27 protein-coding genes are annotated in these 23,876 nt (G+C 68.5%); 9 read left to right on the top strand and 18 right to left on the bottom strand.

Annotation, left to right across the window (positions count from 1 at the left end; all coding sequences use genetic code 11):
• Positions 1–2: 2 nt before the first annotated feature.
• Both ACIHAO_RS03235 and ACIHAO_RS03230 read right to left on the bottom strand, forming a co-directional pair.
• Complete coding sequence (locus ACIHAO_RS03235) at positions 3–641, bottom strand: IclR family transcriptional regulator (RefSeq protein WP_125780461.1); 639 nt, start codon at positions 639–641, stop codon at positions 3–5.
• Complete coding sequence (locus ACIHAO_RS03230; RefSeq protein WP_396554792.1) at positions 638–1,492, bottom strand: hypothetical protein; 855 nt, start codon at positions 1,490–1,492, stop codon at positions 638–640. Before ACIHAO_RS03230 ends, ACIHAO_RS03235 begins: the two co-directional genes overlap by 4 nt.
• Positions 1,493–1,577: 85 nt before the next feature.
• Between ACIHAO_RS03230 and ACIHAO_RS03225 the strand changes: the two genes are divergently transcribed.
• The 3 genes from ACIHAO_RS03225 (at position 1,578) to ACIHAO_RS03215 (ending at position 5,512) form a co-directional block, all read left to right on the top strand.
• Entirely contained in the window at positions 1,578–2,753 is a 1,176-nt protein-coding gene (locus ACIHAO_RS03225) for a homogentisate 1,2-dioxygenase (protein ID WP_396554504.1), read from the top strand.
• Positions 2,754–2,942: 189 nt separating this feature from the next.
• Positions 2,943–4,760: a substrate-binding domain-containing protein gene (locus ACIHAO_RS03220; RefSeq protein WP_396554503.1), complete on the top strand. Its 1,818-nt coding sequence runs from the start codon at positions 2,943–2,945 to the stop codon at positions 4,758–4,760.
• Between the two features lie 11 nt (positions 4,761–4,771).
• On the top strand, positions 4,772–5,512 hold the full coding sequence (locus ACIHAO_RS03215) for a hypothetical protein (protein ID WP_125780455.1): 741 nt from the start codon (positions 4,772–4,774) through the stop codon (positions 5,510–5,512).
• A 340-nt stretch (positions 5,513–5,852) separates the two neighbouring features.
• Here the strand turns inward: ACIHAO_RS03215 and ACIHAO_RS03210 are convergent, their stop codons facing one another.
• Positions 5,853–6,860 (bottom strand): hypothetical protein, encoded by a 1,008-nt coding sequence (locus ACIHAO_RS03210; protein WP_396554502.1) that lies wholly within the window; start codon positions 6,858–6,860, stop codon positions 5,853–5,855.
• A 94-nt stretch (positions 6,861–6,954) separates the two neighbouring features.
• Here ACIHAO_RS03210 and ACIHAO_RS03205 point away from each other — a divergent pair, with 94 nt between their 5' ends.
• On the top strand, positions 6,955–7,746 hold the full coding sequence (locus tag ACIHAO_RS03205) for a DUF2470 domain-containing protein (protein ID WP_396554501.1): 792 nt from the start codon (positions 6,955–6,957) through the stop codon (positions 7,744–7,746).
• Here ACIHAO_RS03205 and ACIHAO_RS03200 read toward each other — a convergent pair.
• On the bottom strand, positions 7,743–8,204 hold the full coding sequence (locus tag ACIHAO_RS03200; RefSeq protein WP_396554500.1) for a PPOX class F420-dependent oxidoreductase: 462 nt from the start codon (positions 8,202–8,204) through the stop codon (positions 7,743–7,745). The two genes, ACIHAO_RS03205 and ACIHAO_RS03200, sit on opposite strands and share 4 nt — an antisense overlap.
• A 23-nt stretch (positions 8,205–8,227) precedes the next feature.
• Here ACIHAO_RS03200 and ACIHAO_RS03195 point away from each other — a divergent pair, with 23 nt between their 5' ends.
• From ACIHAO_RS03195 to ACIHAO_RS03185, 3 genes are all read left to right on the top strand, one after another.
• Complete coding sequence (locus ACIHAO_RS03195; RefSeq protein WP_396554499.1) at positions 8,228–9,025, top strand: CPBP family intramembrane glutamic endopeptidase; 798 nt, start codon at positions 8,228–8,230, stop codon at positions 9,023–9,025.
• Positions 9,026–9,038: 13 nt separating this feature from the next.
• Positions 9,039–10,250 carry an arginine deiminase gene (locus tag ACIHAO_RS03190; RefSeq protein WP_396554498.1) on the top strand — a complete coding sequence of 404 codons (1,212 nt, stop codon included), beginning with the start codon at positions 9,039–9,041 and terminating at the stop codon, positions 10,248–10,250.
• A 156-nt stretch (positions 10,251–10,406) separates the two neighbouring features.
• A complete protein-coding gene (locus tag ACIHAO_RS03185) occupies positions 10,407–10,958 on the top strand; it encodes a ferritin (RefSeq protein ID WP_125780443.1) in 552 nt (183 codons plus the stop codon).
• 81 nt (positions 10,959–11,039) lie between these two features.
• On the opposite strand, the gene ACIHAO_RS03180 is transcribed toward ACIHAO_RS03185, so the two are convergent.
• The 4 genes from ACIHAO_RS03180 to ACIHAO_RS03165 all read right to left on the bottom strand — a co-directional run bounded on the left by ACIHAO_RS03180 (position 11,040) and on the right by ACIHAO_RS03165 (position 13,926).
• Positions 11,040–11,885 (bottom strand): hypothetical protein, encoded by an 846-nt coding sequence (locus ACIHAO_RS03180; RefSeq protein WP_396554497.1) that lies wholly within the window; start codon positions 11,883–11,885, stop codon positions 11,040–11,042.
• On the bottom strand, positions 11,882–12,394 hold the full coding sequence (locus ACIHAO_RS03175; RefSeq protein WP_396554791.1) for a SigE family RNA polymerase sigma factor: 513 nt from the start codon (positions 12,392–12,394) through the stop codon (positions 11,882–11,884). Before ACIHAO_RS03175 ends, ACIHAO_RS03180 begins: the two co-directional genes overlap by 4 nt.
• 205 nt (positions 12,395–12,599) lie before the next feature.
• Positions 12,600–12,953, bottom strand: a complete 354-nt coding sequence (locus ACIHAO_RS03170; RefSeq protein WP_396554496.1) for a DUF952 domain-containing protein — start codon at positions 12,951–12,953, stop codon at positions 12,600–12,602.
• An 88-nt stretch (positions 12,954–13,041) separates the two neighbouring features.
• The gene (locus ACIHAO_RS03165) at positions 13,042–13,926 is read right to left on the bottom strand and encodes a DUF5926 family protein (RefSeq protein ID WP_125780438.1); all 885 of its coding nucleotides are present in this window, start codon (positions 13,924–13,926) and stop codon (positions 13,042–13,044) included.
• 287 nt (positions 13,927–14,213) lie between these two features.
• Here ACIHAO_RS03165 and ACIHAO_RS03160 point away from each other — a divergent pair, with 287 nt between their 5' ends.
• Both ACIHAO_RS03160 and ACIHAO_RS03155 read left to right on the top strand, forming a co-directional pair.
• Entirely contained in the window at positions 14,214–14,426 is a 213-nt protein-coding gene (locus ACIHAO_RS03160; RefSeq protein ID WP_396554495.1) for a hypothetical protein, read from the top strand.
• Positions 14,427–14,487: 61 nt separating this feature from the next.
• Positions 14,488–15,657, top strand: a complete 1,170-nt coding sequence (locus ACIHAO_RS03155; protein ID WP_396554494.1) for a cytochrome P450 — start codon at positions 14,488–14,490, stop codon at positions 15,655–15,657.
• Here the strand turns inward: ACIHAO_RS03155 and ACIHAO_RS03150 are convergent.
• The 10 genes from ACIHAO_RS03150 to ACIHAO_RS03105 all read right to left on the bottom strand — a co-directional run bounded on the left by ACIHAO_RS03150 (position 15,654) and on the right by ACIHAO_RS03105 (position 23,761).
• Complete coding sequence (locus ACIHAO_RS03150; RefSeq protein ID WP_396554493.1) at positions 15,654–15,962, bottom strand: antibiotic biosynthesis monooxygenase family protein; 309 nt, start codon at positions 15,960–15,962, stop codon at positions 15,654–15,656. The two genes, ACIHAO_RS03155 and ACIHAO_RS03150, sit on opposite strands and share 4 nt — an antisense overlap.
• A 102-nt stretch (positions 15,963–16,064) precedes the next feature.
• Positions 16,065–16,502, bottom strand: a complete 438-nt coding sequence (locus tag ACIHAO_RS03145; RefSeq protein ID WP_396554492.1) for a type II toxin-antitoxin system VapC family toxin — start codon at positions 16,500–16,502, stop codon at positions 16,065–16,067.
• Positions 16,503–16,529: 27 nt separating this feature from the next.
• Complete coding sequence (locus tag ACIHAO_RS03140; protein WP_396554491.1) at positions 16,530–16,820, bottom strand: hypothetical protein; 291 nt, start codon at positions 16,818–16,820, stop codon at positions 16,530–16,532.
• Positions 16,821–16,896: 76 nt separating this feature from the next.
• Complete coding sequence (locus ACIHAO_RS03135; protein ID WP_396554790.1) at positions 16,897–17,823, bottom strand: DUF4328 domain-containing protein; 927 nt, start codon at positions 17,821–17,823, stop codon at positions 16,897–16,899.
• A 35-nt stretch (positions 17,824–17,858) separates the two neighbouring features.
• Entirely contained in the window at positions 17,859–18,209 is a 351-nt protein-coding gene (locus ACIHAO_RS03130; protein WP_396554490.1) for a rhodanese-like domain-containing protein, read from the bottom strand.
• Between the two features lie 47 nt (positions 18,210–18,256).
• Entirely contained in the window at positions 18,257–19,888 is a 1,632-nt protein-coding gene (locus tag ACIHAO_RS03125) for a cation acetate symporter (protein ID WP_396554489.1), read from the bottom strand.
• Positions 19,885–20,229 carry a DUF485 domain-containing protein gene (locus tag ACIHAO_RS03120; protein WP_396554488.1) on the bottom strand — a complete coding sequence of 115 codons (345 nt, stop codon included), beginning with the start codon at positions 20,227–20,229 and terminating at the stop codon, positions 19,885–19,887. Before ACIHAO_RS03120 ends, ACIHAO_RS03125 begins: the two co-directional genes overlap by 4 nt.
• 140 nt (positions 20,230–20,369) lie before the next feature.
• The gene (locus ACIHAO_RS03115; RefSeq protein WP_396554487.1) at positions 20,370–22,169 is read right to left on the bottom strand and encodes a cation acetate symporter; all 1,800 of its coding nucleotides are present in this window, start codon (positions 22,167–22,169) and stop codon (positions 20,370–20,372) included.
• 240 nt (positions 22,170–22,409) lie between these two features.
• Positions 22,410–22,928: a hypothetical protein gene (locus ACIHAO_RS03110; RefSeq protein WP_396554486.1), complete on the bottom strand. Its 519-nt coding sequence runs from the start codon at positions 22,926–22,928 to the stop codon at positions 22,410–22,412.
• Positions 22,925–23,761, bottom strand: a complete 837-nt coding sequence (locus tag ACIHAO_RS03105) for a LytTR family DNA-binding domain-containing protein (protein WP_199748753.1) — start codon at positions 23,759–23,761, stop codon at positions 22,925–22,927. The genes ACIHAO_RS03110 and ACIHAO_RS03105 overlap by 4 nt, the downstream gene beginning before the upstream one ends.
• Positions 23,762–23,876 lie beyond the last annotated feature (115 nt).

The raw sequence follows: 23,876 nt of genomic DNA, 5'->3' as shown, positions 1-23,876 counted from the left end.
CGCTACTCGGGCTGTTTCAGTACCTCGGCCAGCCGGACGGCGGCCGCGACGACCGCCGGGCCCACCACGGAGGCGTCCAGCGGCTCCAGCGACACGACGCCGAGGCTGGCCTTCAAACCCGGCACCCCGCGTACGGGCGCGGCGACCCCGGACGCGCCCGCCTCCAGTTCACCGGACGAGGTGACCCAGCCTTCGCCGCCGGGGCGCAGCGTGATCGCCTTGCCCGCGGCGCCGGCGGACAGTGGATGGCGGGTGCCGACGCGGTAGGCCACGTGGAAGCTCGTCCACGACGGCTCGACGACCGCGACGGCCTGCGCCTGGTCGCCCTGCGCGACCGACAGATGCGCGGTAGCGCCGACCTTCTCCGCCAGTTCGCGCAGGACCGGCCTTGCCGCCTCGCGCAGCTGCGGGAGGACCTGTCCGGCGAGCCGGAGCAGGCCGACACCCAGCCGCACCTTGTTGCCGTCGCGCCACACCAGACCGCGTTCGGACAGCGGGACGAGCAGCCGGTAGACGGCGGCCCGGCTCGCGCCGATGGCGACGGCGAGTTCGGAGATCGTCGCCGCCTCGCCACCCGCGTCCGCCACCGCCTGCAGCAACGCGAGCCCTCGGTCGAGCGTCAGCGACCCCTCACGAGTCACAACAACCCGAGTTCTCCGAGGTCGGCGACGGGCTCGTCGAAGGACGCCGCCGCGTACGAGGCGAAGAACCCGCGAACGGCCTTCGCGGCCGGCTCCGACAATCCCTTGGCCTCGGCGGCCAGTGCGGCGCCGTCGGTCGATTCGAGGGCGGCGCGCACGTCGCCGCCCGAGAGGCACCGTGCGGACGCGACGATCAGGTTCAGGAACCCGTGGTGGGTGAAGCCGCTCGACTCCTCGGTGTGCCGGACGGCGCGGTGCAGGCTGTTCGTCGCCTTGAACGACGCCCCGGTCGAGCCGCTGACGACCGCGAGGAAGTCGGCGACCTCGTCGACGCTGGGGAAGTTCTCGCCCGCCTTGCCGCCGCAGCGGATCTTCGGCCAGCTGCCGTGCTCGATCACCTTGCGCACGCCGTCCAGCCAGCCGACGCCGCGGCGCGGCTCGACCACGCGGATGACGTCCTCGGGCACGAACTCGGAGACGCGCTCCAGCCAGACCTCGTCGACGTCCGACGGCGCCGGCATCTCCACCATGCGCAGCGCGAGGATCTCGCTGCGCGATTCGACGATGGAGATCGCCTTCGGGACCCCGCCGAGGCCGGTGTCGATGATCAGCGACAGCGGCAGCGGTTCCTTGGGTTTGATCTTGATGAGTTCGGTGATGAGCTCGGGCAGCCTCGACGCCTGGCACAGGAACACACCGAGGATGCCGGAGTGTTCACCGGCCCTCGACGCGAAGTACGCACGCAGCGCTTCGGGCATGGACGCCTCGCCGGGCGGGAACAACGCCGAGTCGTCGACGAGCCGCGCGAACAGGGGAGGGATTCCTCGGGGGCCGGGTGGCGTGAGTTCCACAGCGCTTGACACGACTGACACGCTAGTAGCGTACGACATCAGGACAAAATCGTTCGCACAACGGACACGTTCCGGGGAGATTCCGATGCCTTACTACCGGCAGGTAGGCGAGATCCCGCACAAGCGCCACACCGCGTTCCGCAAGCCCGACGGGGGCCTGTACGCGGAGGAACTGATGGGTGTCGAGGGCTTCTCGGCGGACTCCGCGCTGCTCTATCACCGCGGGCTGCCCACCGCGATCGTCGACGCCGTCGCGATCGAGGACGAACGTGGCCCGATCGCCCCGAACCACCCGCTCAAGCCCCGCGCCTTCAAGACCCACGACCTCAAGTTCGGCGACGCGGACGCGGTCACCGACCGGCGGCGGCTGTTCGGCAACGCCGACGTCACCATCGGCTTCGTGCACGCGACGCGCCCTTCGCCGCTGTACCGCAACGCGGCCGGAGACGAGCTTTTCTACGTCCAGGGCGGCAGCGCGACCGTCGAGACGATCTACGGCTCGCTGGAGGTCGGCGACGGCGACTACCTCGTCATCCCGACGTCGTGCACCTACCGGGTGCTTCCGCACGACGATGACGGGGTCAAGCTGCTGACCATCGAGGCACGCGGCCACATCGGCCCGCCGAAGCGGTACCTGTCGGCGAAGGGGCAGTTCCTGGAGCACTCGCCGTACTGCGAACGCGACATCCGCGGCCCGTCCGAGCCGCTGGTCGTCGACGGCACCGACGTCGAGGTCCTCGTGCGGCACCGCGCCGGGCTGACCCGCTACACCTACGCGACCCACCCGTTCGACGTCGTCGGCTGGGACGGCTGCCTGTACCCGTGGGTGTTCAACATCGACGACTTCGAGCCGATCACCGGCCGCGTGCACCAGCCGCCGCCCGTGCACCAGACGTTCGAGGGGCCGAACTTCGTGGTCTGCTCGTTCTGCCCGCGCAAGGTCGACTACCACCCCGAGTCGATCCCGGTGCCGTACAACCACGCGAACGTCGACTCCGACGAGCTGATGTTCTACGTCCGCGGGAACTACGAGGCGCGCAAGGGCTCCGGGATCGAGGTCGGCTCGCTTTCGCTGCACCCGTCGGGTTTCACGCACGGGCCGCAGCCCGGCGCGGCGGAGGCGTCGATCGGCGCCCAGTTCTTCGACGAGACCGCGGTCATGGTGGACACCTTCGCGCCGTTGGAACTCGGCGAAGCGGCCGACGCGTCGGAGGATCCCGGCTACGCGTGGACCTGGTCCGGACGCGGCCCCGGCGCGTGACGACCACGCAATTCGTCACCTGCTTGCGGCGTTCGAAGACGTGCACCGATAAGTGCCCGCGCAAGTAGGTGACGAATTGCGCCGAAACGTGGCGGGATAAGTACCGCCACGTCCGCAACGGTTCGGCAACGCGACCCCAGGCGCGGTGAAACCTCCGGATAATCGGTGTCCCCACCGCTGGAGGTCTTCATGGTCGTGAAACCCGGGCAATCCCGAGGCGGCCGGAAGGTCCTGGCGTTCGCGGCCGCGGCGGTGGTCGCCATCGGCCTGATCATCGGCTTGCGCGCGCTCACGAGCGACTCCGGCGAGGAGGCCGCGGAAGCGAAGTGCACGACGGGTGACGCGGTCAAGCTGCAGGTCTCGTCGTCGCCCGAGAAGGCAGGCGTCGTCACCGAGATCGCCAAGGGTTACAGCGGCCGCACGGTGGCCGGACGCTGCGTCGACGTGCTGGTGCAGTCGAAGTCGTCCGGAACCGCGATGCAGGCGCTGTCCCGTGGCTGGAACGAGGCGGTGGACGGCCCGCGGCCGGACGTCTGGACACCCGCGGCGTCCGGCTGGGTGAACCTGCTTCGCCAGAACCTCACCGGCACCGATCATCCCGCTTTGGTGCCCGAGGGCGATCCGGAATCGGTCGCGAACGCGCCGCTGGTCGTCGCCATGCCGAAACCGATGGCCGAAGCGCTCGGCTGGCCCGGCAAGGGCATCGGCTGGAAGGATCTCGCCGCGCTCGCCACGGATCCGCAGGGCTGGGCGAAGTACGGCCACCCGGAATGGGGGAAATTCCGGCTGGGGAAGACGAATCCGAACATTTCGACCTCCGGCCTCAACGCCACCATCGGCGCCTATTACGCGGCGACGGGCACGTCCTCGGACCTCACCGCCAACGCGCTCGCGAAGCCGGAGGCGCGGACGTTCGTGCAGAACGTCGAGCAGGCCATCGTCCACTACGGCGACAACACGCTGACGTTCCTGACGAACCTGCAGAAGGCCGACGACCGCGGCGCCGCGATGTCGTACATCTCGGCGGTGACGGTCGAGGAGAACTCGCTCGTCGGCTACAACCAGGGCAACCCCACCAACGACCCGGAGAAGCGCGGGCAGCACGCGCCGCCGAAGGTGCCGCTCGCCGGGATCTACCCGAGCGACGGCACGCTCAACTCCGATCACCCGTTCACCGTGCTGAACTGGGCCGACGATCTCCACAAGCAGGTCGCGGCGGACTTCCTCGCGCATCTGCGCGGCGCCGAGGCACAGCAGAAGTTCAGCGACATCGGTTTCCGCACGTTCGACGGGAAGCCCGGCTCGCAGACCACCACGGAGAACGGCGCCCAGCCGGACACGAAGCTCAACCTGATCCGCCCGCCGAGCCCGCCGGTGCTGACCGAGGTGCTGAAATCGTGGAAGGACCTGCGGAAGAAGGCGAACGTGCTGCTGGTCGTCGACGTCTCCGGCTCGATGGGCGACAGCGTCGGCGGCACGGGGAAGAACAAGATGGATCTCGCGAAACAGGCGGCCGTGGCGTCGTTGCCGCAGTTCAGCGACGCGGACAAGGTCGGGCTGTGGATGTTCTCGACGAAACTGAGCGGCGACAAGGACTACGTCGAACTCCGGCCGGTGTCGCCGATCGGCGGTGAGCCGGGCAGGCGGGAGCTCGCGTCGCGGCTGAACGGGCTGACGCCGCAGAACGGGACCGGGCTCTACGATTCATCGCTCGCGGCATACGAATTCATGAAGCAGCGGCTGGATCCGAACGCGATCAACGCCGTCGTCGTGCTCACCGACGGCCGGAACGAGGATCCGGGCGGGATCGATCTGCCGAACCTCGTCGGCCAGCTGCGGGCCGAGGGCGGCGGCGAAGCGGTACGGATGTTCACCATCGCCTACGGCTCCGACGCGGACTTGGACGTGCTCAAGGAGATCGCCGAGACCACCCAGGGCGTCGGGTACGACTCGTCCAAACCGGACTCGATCGACCAGGTATTCACCGCCGTCATCTCGAATTTCTGAGATCCTCGGCTATGCGCTTCGTCCGTGAGTTGGGTGAGCCGTGGGGACTGCTCCTCGCGGCGACGTCGGCCGGTGCGGCCTGGGCGGTGCAACTGCCGGTGCTCGCCGCGCTCGGTGTCGGCGTGACCGTGCTCGCCGCCCGCGCCGGGGTCGCCGCCGCCACGCGGCCGAAACCGGAGCCCGAACCCGAAGAGCGGGCTCTGCCCGACGTCGAGCCTGGCTCACCGGAGGCGGGTTGGCTACGGCGCGCGGAAGCCGCGGCCGAAGGATTCCGGTCGATCTCCGGATCGCTCGACACCGGCCCGCTCGCCGACCGGGTGGCCGACATGGAACCGGTGGTGCGGGAAACCGTCGACACCCTCCGGCGGCTGGCCGGCCGTACGTCCGCCACGGGAAAAGCGTTGGCCCGCGTGGATCTCGGCGCGGTATCGGCCGAGAAAGCCCGGCTGCGCAAGGAATTGAAGACCGCCGACGACGACATCCGCGGCGACCTGACGCAGTCGCTCGAGGCCGTGCAGGCACAGGAAGACGTGCACGCGCGGCTTTCGAGCGCGCAGCGGAAACTGCTGGCACAACTACGATCCGGCGCGCTCGGACTCGACGGCCTGGTCGCCAGGGCGGCCGAACTTTCGGCCGCCACCGGCGATTCGCTGCTCGACACGACGACCATCGGCGAGTTGAGCGAGCAGCTGGAAGGGATCCGGCGGGGCGTCGTGGAGACCGAAGAGGCGACGCGACGCTCGCTCAGTTGAGCGGTCGCGCCAAGGTGACCGTTCGGTACAGGTGGTCGGGAGTGGCGTTTCGGGTTATTGAGGGGTAAGGCAAACGTGGCGTGTCTCGGGTGAGGCGGGGGCTGGGCGACGCGGCACCGTACTCGCGTGCTCAGACCCGGATCTCGTGTGTTCAGACTCCACACTCCCGAGTGCGGCATCCAGACACGCGAGTCACGTCCGACGGTAGCGAAAGCCACCTTCACTACCCTCAGAGTAGGCAAAGAGGCCCTCACTACCAGAAGAACGCCTACGCAGAAGCGACACCGGCCCCACACCACGACACGGTTGACTTACCCCTCAAGAGAACCCGAAACGCCACTCACGACCCGAACTTGACCTGACCGAAAACCGCGTGACCGGGCACTCCGGCCTTCGCCATCTTCCCGGCCACCGGCACGCCGAGCACCCACAGCCGTCCGGTCGCGGCGATGTTCGCGGCCAGGGACGGATCCGAGCCGGCGGCCTGGACGGTGACCTCGCGACCGCCGGGCAGGACCGTCCGGCCCTTCAACGTCACCATGCCGAAGAGGTTGACCGACGCCGGTCCGGAAACGACGGCGAGTTCGGTCCACCGCGGTTCGGGTGACGGCCTGGCGACCACGAGTGCCGCGATGCCGAGTCCGATCGTCGCGAGACCACAGAGGACGGCGAGAAGCCGCGTGTTCGGCACGATGAGGCTGTCGCGGTCCGGGAAGTCGAACGCGACCCAGAGCGCGAAAGCGCCCGCCACCACGGTGATCCCGGCGCCGAGCAGGTAGTACGAAGCCAGCAGCCGTCGTTGCAGGGTGAGCATCCGTCCCGGCGTGACCGGCTCGGCGGGCAGCGGCGCCGAACCCTTCACCGGCGCGTCCCGGAACACGCCGCGCCGGGGGCCGATGACACCCGGCAGCACGACGAACGGGCCGAGCACCCAAAGCCGGCGCTGCGCCGCGAGTTGCGCGCGGAGCGGGGCGGGCAGCCGGACGATCAGCCACCGGCCGTCGAGCGGGACGCTCACGCGAGAACCGGCGACGACGGCGCCGTCCAGCCCGCTCACCAGGCGGAACGGCTTGGCGCTGAGCTTCCGCATCGGCGAAGATCCGGCGAAGACGTGGTAGCCGAAGTAGAGCGAAACCGGTGTCATGAAGCAGAGCAGGAAGGCGGGCGCGGCGATTCCGTACCGCCCCGACACCGCCAGGAGGATGCCCAGCACCACGAGCACCCCGGCCGCGACCGACGTCGTGCCGAGGGTCGTGATGAGGCGGTCGAGGAGGGGCCGCAGGACCGGCATGTTCGACGCCGGAATCCCTTCGGGTGGTTCGAGCACCCGGATTCTGTGGTCTTCCACCTGGTCAACGTATACGGACGCGGTGAGACGTGATCCAGGCTACTTCCGCTCGGCGGCCAGATCAGGTTAGGCTCACCTAACTAGGAGGTGAGCCGTGACCACACCGACGTCCATTCGCCGCCCGCCGGCGCCGAACCCCGCGGAACGCGCGAAGACGATCGCCACCCGCAACGGCCCGGCGACACTGATGCCGACCGCCGAACAGCGTGACCGGCCAGGACCGTACGGCCGCGTGATCCCCGAGCTGCACCACGTGCACACGAGCGGCAGCGTCAGCATCCTGCTGCCGGACGAGCACCCCCTGGTCGAACGCGCGCACGAGGCCCAGCGCGGCGAGCTCGCGGTGATGGTCGAACTGACCGATCAGGCACCGGTCGACCTGCGCGAACCCATCCGCGGGCTGTTGTGGATCACGGGCTGGCTCCGCCCGCTCTCCGAGGTCTCGGCCCGCGCCCGCGCCGTCTCCATCGCCGAAACCCGGCCGGACGAGCGGCTGCTGGACGTCGGGCACGGCCTGACGCTGCTGCGCCTGACCCCGGCGTCGCTGGTGCTCGCCGACGCCGAGGGCACGCATTCGCTCCGGCCGCATATGTTCAGCGCCGCACCACCGGACCCGTTCCACGACTACGAGGCCGCGTGGCTGCGGCATCTCGAGACCGACCACGCCGACGTCGTCCAGCAGCTCGCCAAGCACGTGCCCGCCGACCTGCGCGGCGGCTGGATCCGGCCGCTCGGGCTGGACCGCTACGGGCTGCGGCTGCGCGTCGAGGCCGACTCCGGCGACCACGACGTCCGGCTCGCGTTCTCGCGTCCGGTCGAAGGGCCGCAGCAGTTGAGCGGCGAGATCCGCCGTCTCGTCGGCTGCCCGTTCTTTCCGGAGGGCTAGGCCAGTTCCGGCGGGAAGCCGCCCTTCGCGATCGGACCCCACGAGTCGATGGTGACGCGGATGATGCTCTTGCCCTGCTTCACCATCGCTTCGCGGTATTCGTCCCAGTCAGGGTGTTCGCCGGAGATCGCGCGGTAGTAGTCGACCAGCGGTTCGACCGAGTCGGGGAGGTCGAGCACCTCGGCGGTGCCGTTCAGCTGGACCCACTGGTCGTTCCACTCGTCGGAAAGGACGCAGGCGGACACCTTCGGCTCACGTCGCACGTTCACGACCTTCGCGCGCTTCGGGTACGTGGAGATGACCAGACGGCCTTCGGCGTCTACACCGCAGGTCACCGGGGAAAGCTGGGGTCCGCCGTCTGCCTTCGTGGTCATGAGGATGGCGCGGTGGCGGGTGGACAGGAAGTCGGCGAGCGCGGCGCGGTCGACGGTTTCGTTGGTCGCGATGCTCCTTGGCATGACTCGACGGTAACGTGCGGCCGATGAGCTGGCTGCGTCCCGAACGCCCGGCGCTGCCGGAATTCGTGGAAGATCCGGCGCGCCGCCGCGCGATCGTCATCGAACTGGTCGTCGTCTTCGGCATCACCCTCGGCCTGTCCGGGCTGCGCAGTCTGCTGTCCCTTGTGGACTCACTGCTGCAGCCGGTGCCGCTGGCACAGCAGCAGGCCCAGCTGAACGTCCCCCAGGCGACACTGAGCCTGGTCGACCTGCTCAAGCAGCTCCTGAGCGCCGGCCAGCTGGTCGGCTGGGGCGCGCTCGGGCTGTACCTGTTGTGGCGCGGCGGGATGAAGCTCGCGCAGATCGGGCTCGACAGAGAACGCCCCGGCCGCGACATCGTGCACGGGCTGCTGCTCGCCGCGGTGATCGGGATTCCGGGGCTGGGGCTGTACTTCCTCTCCTACAGCCTCGGGTTCAGCCTGTCGGTGCAACCGTCCACTTTGGGCGAAACGTGGTGGCGTCCGATCACGCTCACGTTGTCGGCCTTCGGCAACGCGTTCGCCGAAGAGGTCCTCGTCGTCGCGTACCTGCTGACCAGGCTGCGCCAGCTCGGATGGCGTGAGAACACCTCGCTGGTCGCGTCTTCGGTGCTTCGCGGGTCGTATCACCTGTATCAGGGTTTCGGCGGTTTCGTCGGCAACGTCGTGATGGGCCTGGTGTTCGGCAGGCTGTGGCAGAAGACGAACCGGCTGTGGCCGCTGATCGCCGCGCACACCGCGCTGGATTTCGTTTCCTTCGTCGGATACGCGCTGCTCAAAGGGCGAGTTTCCTGGCTTCCCTAGTTAGGGTGAACCTGTGATTGACGAGACGACTCCACCCCGAGTTGACAGCGAAGTCGGCCCCCTGCGTGCGGTGCTCCTGCACAGGCCCGGCAACGAGCTCAAAAGGCTCACGCCTCGCAACAACGACCAGCTCCTGTTCGATTCCATCCCCTGGGTGGACCGCGCGCAGGAGGAGCACGACGCGTTCGCCGAGGTGCTGCGCGGCCGCGGTGTCGAGGTACTGCTGCTGGCCGACGCGCTGCGCACGGCGCTCGCCGACACCCGCGCTCACGCGGCCGGGGTGCACGCGGCGGTCGACGAGCGGCGGCTCGGGCCCGATCTGGCCGATTCGCTCCGTTCCCATCTGTCGAGCGTCTCCCCGGCGGTGCTGGCCGAGGTCCTGATGGCGGGGATGACCTTCGAGGAACTGCCGGCCGCCGAGGGCGCCTCACTGGTCCGGCTGATGAACCATCCGAATGACTTCGCCGTCGATCCGCTGCCGAACCTGCTGTTCACCCGTGACTCGTCGGCCTGGATCGGCGACCGGGTCGCGGTCTCCTCGCTCACCATGCCCGCCCGTGTCCGCGAGACCGCGGTGCTGGACCTGATCTACGCCTACCACCCGTGGTTCCGTCACGCGTCCCGCGCGTACGGCGCGCATTCGGCGCCGATCGAAGGCGGCGACGTCATGCTGCTCTCGCCGGGCGTCCTGGCCATCGGCGTCGGCGAGCGGACGACGGCGGCGGGTGCGGAGTCGCTGGCGCGGTCGGTGTTCGCCGACGGGATCGCGCACACCGTGCTCGCCGTCCCGATCCAGCAGACCCGCGCGACGATGCATCTGGACACCGTCTGCACGATGGTCGCGGCCGACGCCGTCGTCATGTATCCGCTTTCCCGTGATTCGCTGACCGCGTTCACCATGCGGCCCACCGACGACGGTTCCGTGAAGGTCGAAGGCCCGGCCCCATTCCTCACGGCGGCGGCCGAAGCAATGGAAATCGAACGGCTTCGCGTCATCGACACCGGGCTCGATCCGGTCACCGCGGAACGCGAACAATGGGACGACGGGAACAACACCCTCGCCCTCGCGCCCGGTGTCGTCGTCGGGTACGAACGTAATGTGGAAACCAACGCACGCCTGGCGGAAGCCGGGATCGAGGTACTCGCGATCACCGGCTCCGAGCTGGGCTCCGGCCGCGGCGGGCCACGCTGCATGTCGTGCCCGATCCGGCGCGAAAGCATCTGAAACAGAAATTAAGTAAGCCTTCCCTCATTGATTCCGATTGATTAGGGAAGGCTTACTTTATTAAGGCGGACCTATTGTCGGTAATGGTAACCTAATAGGGGGTAGATCACCAGACATAAGTGGAAATCGAATAGGCGATGACGTATCTTTGAACGCATGGCCCTCATCAAGAAGCAACCGCGCTCGAAGTTCTATGAACTGCTGCAGGCGCAGATCCACAACGAGTTCAACGCCTCCCAGCAGTACATCGCGCTGGCGGTCTGGTTCGACGCCGAGGACCTGCCGCAGCTCGCGAAGCACTTCTACAAGCAGTCCGTCGAGGAGCGGAACCACGCGATGGCGCTGGTCCAGTACATGCTGGACACCGACCACCACGTGGAGATCCCCGGCACCGGCGACGTGCGCAACACCTTCTCCGACGTCACCGAGCTCATCGAGCTCGCGCTGCAGCAGGAGAAGGACGTCGCGACCGACATCCAGCAGCTGGCCAAGGCCGCCCGCGCCGAAGAGGACTACATCGGCGAGCAGTTCACGCAGTGGTTCCTCAAGGAGCAGGTCGAAGAGATCTCCCAGATGTCCACGCTGCTCAACATCGTCAAACGCGCGAACGGCAACCTGTTCGAGGTGGAGAACCACCTGCACCGCGAATCCGTCGGCGACGGCGGCGCCGACTCGGGGATGCCCCCGGTCGCGGGCGGCGCGCTCTGACGCACTGACGCTGTCCCACCACACGGAAAACCCGGGCTCTCCCCCTTGGAGCAGCCCGGGTTTTCCCGTTTCGCGGATGCCTCAGCTGAACTGGCACTCCTGGTTGATGCTGGTCAGCAGGATGCTGACGGCCGCCCCGTCGTTGGACACGAAGATCCGGTACGCGCTGACCGCGCTGGCCGGTGCCACGTAGGCGGTGCCGTCCTTGGTGGTGCCGGGATACGCGGCGAGGATGTCCGCCTCGGTCGAACCGACGCCGATCCCCTCCGGGGTGTGCACCGTGCCCGCCGGGTTGATGACGGTGATCCCGTCGCCCTCGGTCAGCGACACCGACGTCGGCCCCGGAACGGCCGCGCCCTCCGCGTAACCGTAGGTGCAGGCGCCCCGGACTTCCCTCGCCCGTAGCGGACCGGCGGTGGCCTCCGCCTCGGACTCGCTCATCCCGAGCCGGAGCTTGCCGAAGCCGACGGCGGTCAGCAGCGCGCCGGAGGTCACCTTGCCCTGCGTCGGCGGCTTCGTGGCGGCAGTGCTCTTCGGCGGCTTGACAGGCCCGTCCGGGGCCGTCGACGTCACCGGCGCGGACACCTGGCTCGACGGCGCCGCCGGCGAGGACACCGGCGGCTGTGGACTGGCCGGCCCGGGCTGCGCCGAACTCGACGAGGCCGCCGCCCCCATGGTGAGCTGGTCACCGCCGGGGAAGGCCGCGCCGTTGTCCTTGTCGTGGATCGTGAAGATCGCGAGCCCGCCGCCCAGCATGACCACCGCGGCGGCCATCCCGCTCGTCGTCTGCATCAGCTGGCGGCGCCGTCGGCGACGACGGGCGCCCGCGACGATCGTCTCGGGATTCAGCGTGGAGCCCACGCCCAACCGGTCATCCGAGAACAGGTCACGCAGCTTCTGCTGCACGTCCTCTTCGGACATGTTCATCCCGCTTCCCTCCCTTCGTCCTTGGGCTCGATCAAAGCGAGCTTCGTGCGCAACGAAGCGATCGCCTTGCTCGCCTGGCTTTTGACGGTGCCCTGGCTGACCCCGAGCGAATCCGCGATCTCCGCCTCGGACAGTCCCTCGTAGTAACGCAGGACCATCACCGCGCGTTGCCTCGGCGGCAGTGCCCGTAACGCCTGCCACAACGGCTCGTGTTCGAACGGGTCGGCCGGACTGTACGGCTGGGTCTCCGGCAGGTCGGCGACCAGGCTCTCGCGTTTGGTCCGGCGCCAGCGGCTGATGTGCGCGTTGGCCATCGAACGGCGGATGTAGGCCATCGGGTCGCCGGTCTTGTGCTGGACGTACGACCAGCGGGAACCGATCTTCTCCAGCACGGTCTGGACCAGGTCGGCGGCGTCGTGCGGATTCCCGGTGAGGGCGTGCCCGTACCTCAGCAGCCCCGGCAGGCCGGCCCGCACGAAGTCGCCGAAGTCGGTGAGTTCACCCGGCACAGCACTCTCCCGGCTCTCGCCGGTCCACTGGACGTCCGTCTCCGGCCTGACCGTCGCGGCTACGGTCACCGTATCGCCTCCTCCCGGGGTCACCTGGCCAGATTCGCCTGGCTCACCTCTCCCGAAACGCATGACCGCCCCCACAGGTTGTCTTCCGCCGCGAACCAATTCGAGAGACGCCCGTGCTCCCGAGGAGCCGCCTGCCTCAACGTCTCGACAGGGACTCGGGAATTCTGAACGAACCATCCTTCTGAACAGGGAATTCGTGTACGGCCACCACAGCGTTACGCGGTATCGGACCATAGACGTGCGGGAACTGGATACCGGCCGGATGCGGCGGGTCGCCGTCCTCCCAGACGACGGGCGCGCCGACGAGCGCCGGGTCGATCTCCAGCAGCACCAGATCGGTGCGGCCGGGGAACACGGCGTTGGCCGGGATATGCGCCGTTCCGGGGTCTGAGCAGTGGATGAAGCCGTCGGAATCGAGCGACGCGGCGGTGTAGACGCCGCCTTCGGGCACCGCCGCCCACTCGGCTCGTCCGCAAATGTGGAGGATCACGCGCCCATCCTCGCGCAATTCGGCACCTGGTTGCGGCGGTTGCGCGCGCAACCACCGCAAGCAGGTGCCGAATTGCGACGGGGTCTGGTCAGCGGATGGTGAGCTGGCGGCCGATCAGGCCGTCGCGCGAGCGGCGCTCGGCGGCGTTGAGCGGCTCGGTGTCGAGGGACTTCAGCGCGGCCTCGAGCCGGACGCCGAGCTGGTCCTTCGCGTCGGCCCACTCGCGGGCGTGTGCCTCGGTGTCGAGATCCCACACCGGGACCAGCAGCCCGTGCGCACGGAACGAACCGGCGTAACGCGAGCCCTCGCCGAGGCCCAGTTCACCGGCCGCGGACAACCGCGCAAGCGCTTGCAGCAGCAGGTTCTCCGGCTCGGGGCGGACCCAGCGCAGGTGCGCCTTCTCGCCGGCGAGCACCCAGTACGCGCCCGCGCCGAGACGTTCGGTCGGCATGATCGCCGCGTTCGCGCGCTCGAGCGACAGCGCGACGTCGCCGCTCGCGTCGGCGTCCTCGGGGAGCCACCAGGCGAAGTCGTTGTAGAGCGTGACGTCGAGTTCGGCGTTCACGTCGAGCAGGTCCTGGAGCCGGGCCTTCTCGTCGGCGGTGGGCGGCGTCGTGGTGTCAGGCACGGACAGCACGTCACCCTCCTTCGCGTCCAGCACCCACCGCAGCGCGCGGCCGAGGTCGCGGCTGATGTCCGAGGACCGGGTCTGCACCTGCATGCCGATGTAGCGCTCGCCGTCGGACCGGACGAACGCGGCCGCCGCCATCGGCAGCACCGTGCCGAGGGTGACCTTCTCGCCGGAACCCGCCAGCGTGAGCGTCGCCGTCGCCGACGGGACGAACTCGCGCAGCGCGATCAGCTCGGTCTCCGCCGCGAGCCCCTCGAAGGGCTGGCCGACGAAGACGTCGCGCACCTTCGGCTTGCGATCCGAGGTCGTCTTGGGACCCTTCTTGCGCGAACCCTTGCCCACGTCAGCCTCCTCAAAGCTCGGTTCGGAACGCTATCGCGGGAAGGCTCCCGCCCGGTAAGGCCCCCGGGGTTGGTGACCAAGACAGCGCGGACGACACCCGGCAGCCCGCCGGATCGACCGGATCGGCTGGCTTCGGCGGCCGTTCGGGTATCACGGAAATGTGATCGCGAAAGGCCGCCGCCATTCGGACGATCTAATCGCGGGTGACGAGTCTGCCCTTTCCCGGTATCTCGTCGAATACTTGATCTTGGCGCTGATCGCGCCGTATCACGAGAAAGGGATCACAGATGAGCAACTCCAAGCGCCGGGCCGCGCTGGCGGCCTTCCCCGTGGCACTCGGACTGTTGGTGGCGGGCCCCTCGGTGGGCATGGCTTCGGCCGCGCCGCAGCAGGCCGAAAAGAGCGACCAGGCGCGCTGCCTGCTGCTTTGTTTCGGCCATTACCACCACCATCACCATTTCCATCATCACCACGGTTACCCGGGCTATTGGCTGTACTGACGGCTCTGTGACCGCGTCGGGGTGGGCTCCCGGCGCGGCCCGGCCGGGTTACAGTCGGCGAGTGTTCGACGTCGCCGACCCGGCCTTCCTCGCCAATCCGTACCCGTATTTCGCCGATCTCCGCGAGCGCGGCGAAGTCCATCGGCACGACGGTCTCGGCATCGCCGTGGCGGTGTCGCACGCGGCGTCGGCCGCCGTCCTGCGGCATCGCGCGCTCGGCCGGATCTGGCAGGACGCGCTGCCGGTGGAGCGGTTCGCGTCGTTCAACCTGCTGCACCGCAACTCACTGCTGGAGAACGAGCCGCCCGCCCACACGCGGCTGCGCCGGGTGATCGCGGGCGCGTTCGGCCGCGGGCACGTCCAGCGGCTGCGGCCGATGGTCACCGCACTCGCGGACGGCATGGTCGACGGGCTCGCCGCCGAAATCGCCGAGACCGGTTCGGCCGACCTGCTGGCGCATCTCGCGCAGCCGCTGCCGGTCGCGGTCATCGCGGAACTCCTCGGTGTCCCGGTCGAAGACGGGCCGCGCATGGTCACGTGGTCGAACCACATCGTGAAGATGTACGAGTACGGCCTCGCCGAAGAGAAGCGCGACGCCGCCGAAGCCGCGGCCGCGGAGTTCGTCGACTACCTGCGTGACGTCGCGAAGCAGCGCGCGGTCTCCCCTGGCGACGACATCGTCAGCGATCTACTGCGCGGTGAACTCACCGAGGACGAACTGGTCGCGACCGCGGTCCTGCTGCTGATGGCCGGGCACGAGGCGACGGTGAACGTCATCGGGAACGGCGTCAACGCGCTGCTGACCCACCGCGACCAGTGGGAGCGGCTGGTGGCCTCGCCGGATCTGCTGGACCCGTGCGTCGAGGAGCTGATCCGCTTCGACGCGCCGCTCCAGCTTTTCGAGCGCACGGCGACCGCCGACGTCGAGATCGCCGGCTTCCGGGTGGCCGAGGGCGAGAAGATCGGCGCGCTCCTCGGCGCCGCCGCACGCGACCCGAAGGTGTTCGATCGGCCCGACACCCTCGACATCGGCCGCACCCCGAACGCGCACCTCGGCTTCGGCATGGGCATCCACTACTGCGTCGGCGCCCCGCTCGCGCGCGTGGAGATCGCGGCCGCGCTGGCCGCCCTCGCCTCGAAACTGCCGGGCTTGAAACTCGCCGAGACCCCGGAACGGCGGCCCGAGTTCGTGATCCGGGGGTTGCGCTCGCTGCCGGTCACCACGGGCTAGGGGTACTCGACGACGACCTCGTAGAGCGCGGCGTTGGGGGTCGCGACCTCCGCGGCGCGGTCTGTCGACGCCTTGAACACCTGGTTCTTGCCTGCCGCTTCCCAGGCTTCCTTGCTGTCGTAGTGCGTGACGTTGACGAGCTGGAAACGCGAATCCGGCAGCAGTGCCCGGTGGAGCTTGGCGTCACGGAAGCCGGGCGCGTCCCGCATCAGCTTCGCGCGCTCTCGCCACGTTTCGACGAACTCGTCCACCCGGTCCGCGGGAATCTCGAAGACGTTGATGAAGGTGACGCCGTCGTCGCTCATGCTCGTCATTGTGGAACCTCCAGCGGACTGGAGGTCAACGGTGACCTGGCTCACCTCGCGGAGGGCGGTGACAGCAAAGGTCCCTTGCTCTCTTTCGGCAGGTCAGCGCGCAGATTCGGGATAGAGCGTGAAATGGGAAACGTGCACCGGCTTGATGTGTTCGAAATGCCGGCGATCCACGGTGGCCACCTCGACCGTTTTCAACCGTTCCGCCGTGGCCACGACAGCCGCGTCCGCCAGGCCGAGCGGCCAATCCGAGTACTGGCGCATCAGCACGGCCATCCGCCGGAAATCGTCGTCCATGGGGTGATAGATCGCGAACTGAGGCGAGCGCATGAGTCCTTCGATGAACGCCGCCTCGGCTTCACCGCCGAGATACTTCTCGATGTAGTGGCATACCTCGGTCAGTACCAGCGACGGCACCAGCAGATCACGCGTGGCCGCCGTCTCGAGCCACGCGACCACCGCCTGATGGTGATCATCTTTTCGGCTGACCATGGCTATGAGCGGACCAGCGTCTACCACGATCGGACGCGCCATCGACCTTCGTTTGTTCCCGTCGTGAAGTCAGGCGACCTCTTGGCCGCGTACCACGGCCTTCACGCGCTCGGACGCATCGGCGGGAAGCTCGAACATTCCCAAGAAGGGCGGCAGTGAGTGCGGCTTCGACGGCTCGTCCGCGACCGGCTCAGGCCTGCGGATCCCATGACCGGCGAGCCCTGTTTTCACGCCAGGAGGAAATCGCCGCGCAGCAGGCTTCGTCCTGGCGGCAGAGGGCTTGTACAGACCGCTCGCAGCAGACCTCGCCCGGCCGGTCTCCCCGGCGGGCAGGTCACACTTCTGCTGCTCGCTGCTCATACCTCCATGTTACAGAACAGATCCGCTTTCAGCGGAGTGCGTAGATCCGCATTCAACGTCAAGTGGAGAACTTGCGTCAGCGCAGTGCGGAGGCCGGACGTTCGCGCCGGTCCGGGTCCGGAGCCCCGTCCACCTTCAGCACGCGAAGCAGCCGAAGCCGCTTCTCCGCCACGGGCGCGAGCAGGCCGGACATGCGCTTCACGAGCAGCGCCGTCATCACCGCCAGCCCGGCCGCGGCCAGGTCGGTCAGCGCGACGAGCACGACGCCGTCGGCCAGCGCTTGGACGCCGTCACGGAACCGCCAGACGATGACGAGCCCGAGCAGCAGCCAGTTGAGCATCCAGACGCCCCACCAGATCAGCACGAGCCGCGACGGCTTCGGCCGCGTTTCCCGCGTCCGGCGCAGGACGGCGTGTTCGAGTTCGGCGACGATCGGCAGCACCATGATCAGGTTCACCACCGGCACCAGCGTGAACACCAGCACCTGCCACTGCGGCCTCGGCGGCACTTCGCCGGAGGCGTCCGCGGCGGCGTGCCTCGCCACGAGCAGCCACCACACGGTGAGCCCCGAGGGCAGCAGCGAAAGGATCGTCGTGAGCAGGCCGGTGGTGATCACGAAGCTGTCGGAGACCGAGACGACGGACGTCGACAACGCGGAGTCGCGGCTCTGCACGAGCAAGACGTAGCGCCAGATCTCCGACGCCGAGGCGGCGACGGCGAGGGCGGCGAAGGTCCACAGCACCGGCAGGAGGCTGCGCGTGATCACCCGCAGCCGCTCCCCCGCGGTGACCTCACCGGACGCCGTCCCGGGGACCGCGGTCGGGCGGCGCCAGACCAGGTTCGGGAAGCCCCACCGCGGCGGGACCGGGTACGACGGCGGGCCGGAGTAGCGCTCGGCCACGGGTTTGCGCCGCTGCGGCCAGGCGCCAGGTGGCGGCGAAGCGACCCAGCGGACGCGATGGTGCGACGGCTGCCGCATCGGCGCCGGACGCACCGGCGGCACCGGTGTTCTCGGCGGGTAGTGGCCTGGCTGCACGGTTACAGCACTTCGGGTTCGACGCCGGGATGCTCGCCGACCATCGGGCGCCCCTCCTGCTTCCAGGACCCCATCCCGCCGGCGACGTTCACCGCGTCCCAGCCGCTCGCGTTGAGCCACGCGGCGGCGCGGGCGGACCGGCCGCCGCTGCGGCAGATCACGTAGACCGGCTGGTCGTCGGGCAGTTCGTCGAGTTCGCCGACCCGCGCGGGCAGTTCACCCATCGGGATGTGCTTGGCGCCCGGGGCGTGTCCGGCGGCCCACTCGTCGTCCTCGCGGACGTCGAGCAGCGCGACGCCGTCCTTCGGCAGGTCACGGACGGCGACGGTCGGAATGTCAGCAGGGCTCACCACCCTGCCATCCTCGCATCCCGTCCCGTTGCGCGCGCGTGAAGAGGCACTCAGTGCCGGACGGCCTTTTCGGCGCCGACGCCGGTGAGCGAGCGGACCTCCATCTCGGCGTACTTCTTCTGGTTGTGCTCCTTGGACAGCACGGTGCCGAGCCAGCCGAGGAAGAACGCGATCGGGATCGAGACGATGCCCGGGTTGTCCAGCGGGAACCAGTGGAAGTCGACGCCCTGGATCATCGAGGCACTCTTCCCGGTTTTCGCGTCGACGGGCTTACCCGAGACCGCGGGCGAGAAGACGATCAGGATGACGCACACGCTCAGCCCGCCGTAGATGCTCCACAGCGCGCCCTGGGTGTTGAAGCGCTTCCAGAACAGCGAGTACAGGATCGTCGGCAGGTTCGCCGACGCCGCCACCGCGAACGCGAGCGCCACCAGGAACGCCACGTTCTGGTTCTTCGCGAGGATGCCGCCGACGATCGCGACCGCCCCGATCACCAGTGCGGTGATCCGCGCGACGCGGACTTCGCTGTCCGGGGCGGTCTTACCCTTCTTGATCACGTTGGCGTAGACGTCGTGCGCGAACGACGCCGACGCCGTGATCGTCAGGCCCGCGACCACCGCCAGGATCGTCGCGAACGCCACGGCCGCGATGAACCCGAGCAGGATCGGGCCGCCCAGTTCGAGTGCCAGCAGCGGGGCCGCCGAGTTGGTCGTGCCCGGCGCCTTCGCGATCACGTCGGGGCCGACGAGCGCGCCCGCGCCGTAGCCGAGCACCAGCGTGAACAGGTAGAAGATGCCGATCAGCGCGATCGCCCAGACCACCGAACGGCGCGCGTCCTTCGCCGTCGGCACCGTGTAGAAGCGCATGAGCACGTGCGGCAGGCCCGCCGTGCCGAGGACGAGCGCGATACCCAGCGACAGGAAGTCGAGCTTCGTCGTGCCGGTCTTCCCGTACTGCTTGCCCGGCCCGAGCAGCGCCTCACCGGTCTGGCCGCCCTTGTCGACGGCGGCCTGGAACAGGCTGGACAGGTTGAAGCCGTACTTTCCGAGCACCCACAACGTCATCGCGAACGTGCCCGCGATGAGCAGGACGGCCTTGATGATCTGGACCCAGGTGGTGCCCTTCATCCCGCCGATCAGCACGTACAGGATCATGATCACGCCGACGACGGCGATCACCAGGTCCTGGCCGAGGTTCCCCTCGATGCCGAGCAGCAGGTTCACCAGGCCGCCCGCCCCCGCCATCTGCGCGAGCAGGTAGAAGAACGAGACGGCGAGCGTGGAGATCGCGGCCGCGGCGCGGACCGGGCGCTGTTTCATCCGGAACGCCAGCACGTCGCCCATGGTGAACTTGCCGGTGTTGCGCAGCAGTTCCGCGACCAGCAGCAACGCCACCAGCCACGCCACCAGGAAACCGATCGAGTAGAGGAATCCGTCGTAGCCGTTGATCGCGATCGCACCGGCGATACCCAGGAACGACGCCGCGGAAAGGTAGTCGCCCGAAATCGCGATCCCGTTCTGCGGTCCGGTGAACGCGCGCCCGGCGGCGTAGTAGTCGGACGCGGTCTTCGTATTCCGGCTCGCCCGGAAAACGATCACGAGCGTGATCGCGACGAAGATCGCGAAAATGGTGATGTTGAGCGCCGGATTGCTCCCCTGTACGCCCGCTGCCAGCGTATTCACCGTTCGGTCCCTTCGACCTCATGCCGGATCTTGTCGGCGAGCGGATCGAGTTTGCGGTTCGCGTAGCGGACGTAGAGGCCGGTGATCACGAAGGTGGACACGAACTGCAGCAGGCCGAAGACCAGGCCGACGGTGATGTTGCCGAAGAGCTTGGTGCTCATGAACCCGGTCGCGTAGTCGGCGAGGAGCACGTAGAGCAGATACCAGAGAAGGAACAGGGCCGAGACCGGGAAAACGAATACCCGGAGCCGCCGTCGCAGCTCGGTGAATTCCGGGCTCGCCTGCACCTTTTCCCAGTCGGATTCCGGATCGGACCCGAGGTCTTGATCGGTATCGCTCACGTCGGACCTCCCACCTGCCGCAACCATTCGGTGATTTCGTTGTCACGAAAGATCATGCCCCTCATGGGGCCCGAGAGGGGCAATCCATTTGAGTGAACGGTACGACTCTGCGTAGAGGTTCGCGACTCGAAAGAGTGAAGCTACTTCCGGTGACGGCCTTTACCGGTCTTTTGTGTCTTCGCTGTGTCCTCCCCGGCCTGGCCGAACCGCGCGACCGCGCGATCGCGCATGAAGCCGAGCGGATCGGGCGCGTGCAGGCGCAGCATCACGCCGTGGACGTCGTCCGGCCGCCCGTAGCCGGTCGCGCGGCTCACCACATAGGTGGTCAGGAACGCGGCGGGCACGGTGATCAGCGCGGGCTGGTTCGAGAACCACGGCGCCCAGCCGCCGGTGTACTTGCTGACGATGTTGACCACCAGCGCGGTCAGCACCAGCCCACCGCCGACGAGCATCCCGGCCAGCGCGCCGGGCCAGCTGAGCTTCCGCCACCAGACCCCGAGCAGCAGCAACGGACTGAACGTCGACGCGGCCAGCGCGAACGACATCCCGACCGAAAGCGACAGGTCCTCCGACGGCAGCAGCACGGCCAGCGCGAACGGGATCAGCGCCACGATCGCCGTCGCCACCCGGAAATCGCGGACCCGGCCGGGCAGGACGTCGGTGGACACGACCCCGGCCACGCTCACCAGCAACCCGGACGAACTCGACAGGAACGCCGCGAAGGCACCGGCCGCGGTCACCGCGCCCAAAATCTGCCCCCAGAACCCGGGGAGGACCGCGGAGGGCAGCAGCAGGACGGCGGCGTCGGTCTTGCCGGTCACCAGCAGTTCCGGGACGTACATCCGGGACAGCGCGCCCAGCAGCGTCGGGAACAGGTAGAACAGCCCGAGCAGCAGCAGGACGTGCACCGTCGTGCGGCGCGCGGCCTTGCCGTCGGGGTTGGTGTAGAAGCGGACCAGGACGTGCGGCAGGCCCATGGTGCCGAGGAAGGTCGCGAGGATCAGCGAATAGACCTGCAGCAGATCGGTGAGACTGCCCGAACCCGGCCGCAGCCAGTCGCCGTTGGACGCGGGCGCGTCGCTGACCACCGGCACCGGCGTGCCCGCGGTGAACTTCAGCGTCGTGCCCTTCTCGACCTTGTGCCCGGCCTCCGGCGTCCACACCGCGAAACCGTTGGCGCGCGCGCCTTCCACCTGCCCGTACGCCTCGAGCACGGTCACCGAGGTGACCTTCAGCGTGACGTCGGCCTGCACCGAGACCGTGGTGTTCTCGAGGAACGTCGGCGGCGCGGGCTGCCCCAGCGGACGCGCGCTGCCCGGCGCGCCGGCGCCGAGGAACACGATGCACAGGATGAACGTCGGCACAGCGATGGCGAACAGTTTCAGCCAGTACTGGAAGGCCTGGACGACGGTGATGGCGCGCATCCCGCCCGCGATCACGTTGAAGCCGACCACGCAGGTCACGAGGATCGCGCCCGCCCACGCGGGCACGGGCAGGATCGTCGCCAGCGTCAGCCCGGCGCCCTGCAACTGCGGGACCATGTAAAGGATCCCGATGAACACCACGAACGCCGTCGAGACCCGGCGCAGCATCGTCGAACCCAGCCGCATCTCGACGAAGTCCGGCAGCGTGTAGGCGCCGGACCGCCGCAGCGGCGCGGCGACGAACAGCATCAGCGCGAGATAGCCCGCGGTGAACCCGATCGGGAACCACAGCGCGTCGGCGCCGTCCTTGAGCACGATGCCGGCGACACCCATGAACGACGCGGCGGACAGGTACTCGCCGGAGATCGCGGCGGCGTTGCGCCGGGACCGCACGGTGCGCCGCGCGACGAGGAAGTCGTGCGTGCTGACTGCCGACCTCGAGGAGCGATGCCCCAGGTAGAAGGTCAGGACCGCCACCAGCACGATGCCGGCGATGGCCCACGGATTCAGCGTCATTTGATCGCGCGCTGACAGTGACTCTTGATCGCGCGCTGACGGAAACGCGTCGACAGAGCGCAGTGATGCTGGTATCTCACGAAGGCTGGGAGGCGCCCTGCCGCCGCGTTTCCGTGGCCTTCGGCCGAAAGAGGGCGCGCGACTGTGAAGTCTCTCAGCGCCGGCGCGCTTCGAGACCGTGTGGCTGAGCCGACCTCACCTCTGATCACGCCAAGGATCCTCGCATGTGCAGCTCCGCGGTCAGTTCTCGATCATGTCGACGAAGTCGCGTTCGTGTCGTTCGGCGAGCCGGTTGTACCAGAGGCCGATGCCGAACAGGAACGGGAACGGCGCCACCCCGAGGATCAGCCAGGGCAACGGAATGCCCACGACGGCCACCCGCCCGAAGGACGGGATCAGATAGAACAGCACGGGAAGTGAACACAGCGTGACCATCACCAGCAGCGCCAGCAGGGAGGCCGTCCGCAGCTGGATCTTCACCAGATCCTTGATCAGGAGCTTGCCCCAGCTGGTCTGTTCTTCGAGTTCGACCCTGGCTCGCAGGGTGCTGGTGGCCTGCCGCGGATCGGCGAGGATCACCCGCTGCCGCTTGGGTTTCGCGTGATGTTCGGGTTTGACCTGCTCGTGCTTCGGGCCGGATGGCGCACCTGGCACGGGCTCGACGGCGGCGCCCTCGGGCACCGCCGGTTTCCTGCTCTTGCCCAGCGTCGGGTCCGGCTCGCGGACGCCGTTGACGCGGCGGTAGAAGTCGTCGGTCACGTCGACCGGTTGGCGCCGACCAGCCTGTCCTTGAGCGCGCGCGTGTGACGGCGGCTCACCGGCAGCACCTTCTCCTCGTTACCGATCACGACCTGGTAGCCGCCCTGGCCCATGCGCAGTTCGGTGATCAGCGGCAGCGAGACCAGGAACGACCGGTGGATCCGGACGAAACCCGCCTTCTCCCAGCGTTCCTCGAGCTGCGCGAGCGGGATGCGGACCAGGTGGCTGCCGTCGTTGGTGAACAACCGGGCGTAGTCACCCTGCGCCTCGACCCAGCGGACCGAAGACCGCGGGATCAGCTTCGTGGTGCCCGCGAGCTCGACGGGGATGACCTCGTCGTCGTTCTTGACCTGCCCCGGCCCGCCCTCGGCGCCGAACTTCGGCGCGGCGTTGGCGGCGAGTTTGTCGATCACGCGGGTGATCGCGCGGTCGAGACGATCCTGCTGGTACGGCTTCAGCACGTAGTCGAGCGCGCCGAGGTCGAAGGCGTTGACCGCCTCTTCGGCGTGCCCTGTCACGAACACCAGCGCGGGCGACGGGCGCAGCGCGGCGAACACGCGCGACATCTCCATCCCGGACAGGCCGGGCATGTCGATGTCGGCGAACACCGCGTCCACGATCGGCAGGCCCCGCGACTTGCGGTCGGCCAGCCTCGGATCGTCCGCGGACAGCAGGCGCAGCGCCTCCGAAGCGTCGATCGCCGGATAGACCAGGGCGACGTGCGGGCTGTTCCGGAGACAGTGGACGAGTTCGTCTAGCCCTTTGGGCTCATCGTCCACCGCCAGGACAATGAGCTTCCGGGTGTCATCGTGAGCACTCACAGTGAGACGCATCCTGCCCATTGCCGCGTTCCTTGTCCAGCCCGCCGGCCGAAAGTCGAACGAAAAGGACGGCACCGGCACCCCCGCGCCCGGGGTGGCCGGTGCCGTCATCTTTTCCGGTGACACG

This window comes from Amycolatopsis sp. NPDC052450 (assembly GCF_044547565.1).
In the GTDB taxonomy this organism is placed as follows: domain Bacteria; phylum Actinomycetota; class Actinomycetes; order Mycobacteriales; family Pseudonocardiaceae; genus Amycolatopsis.
The sequence above is the reverse complement of the archived record's forward strand: the minus strand, read 5'-3'. Positions and strand labels throughout refer to the sequence as shown.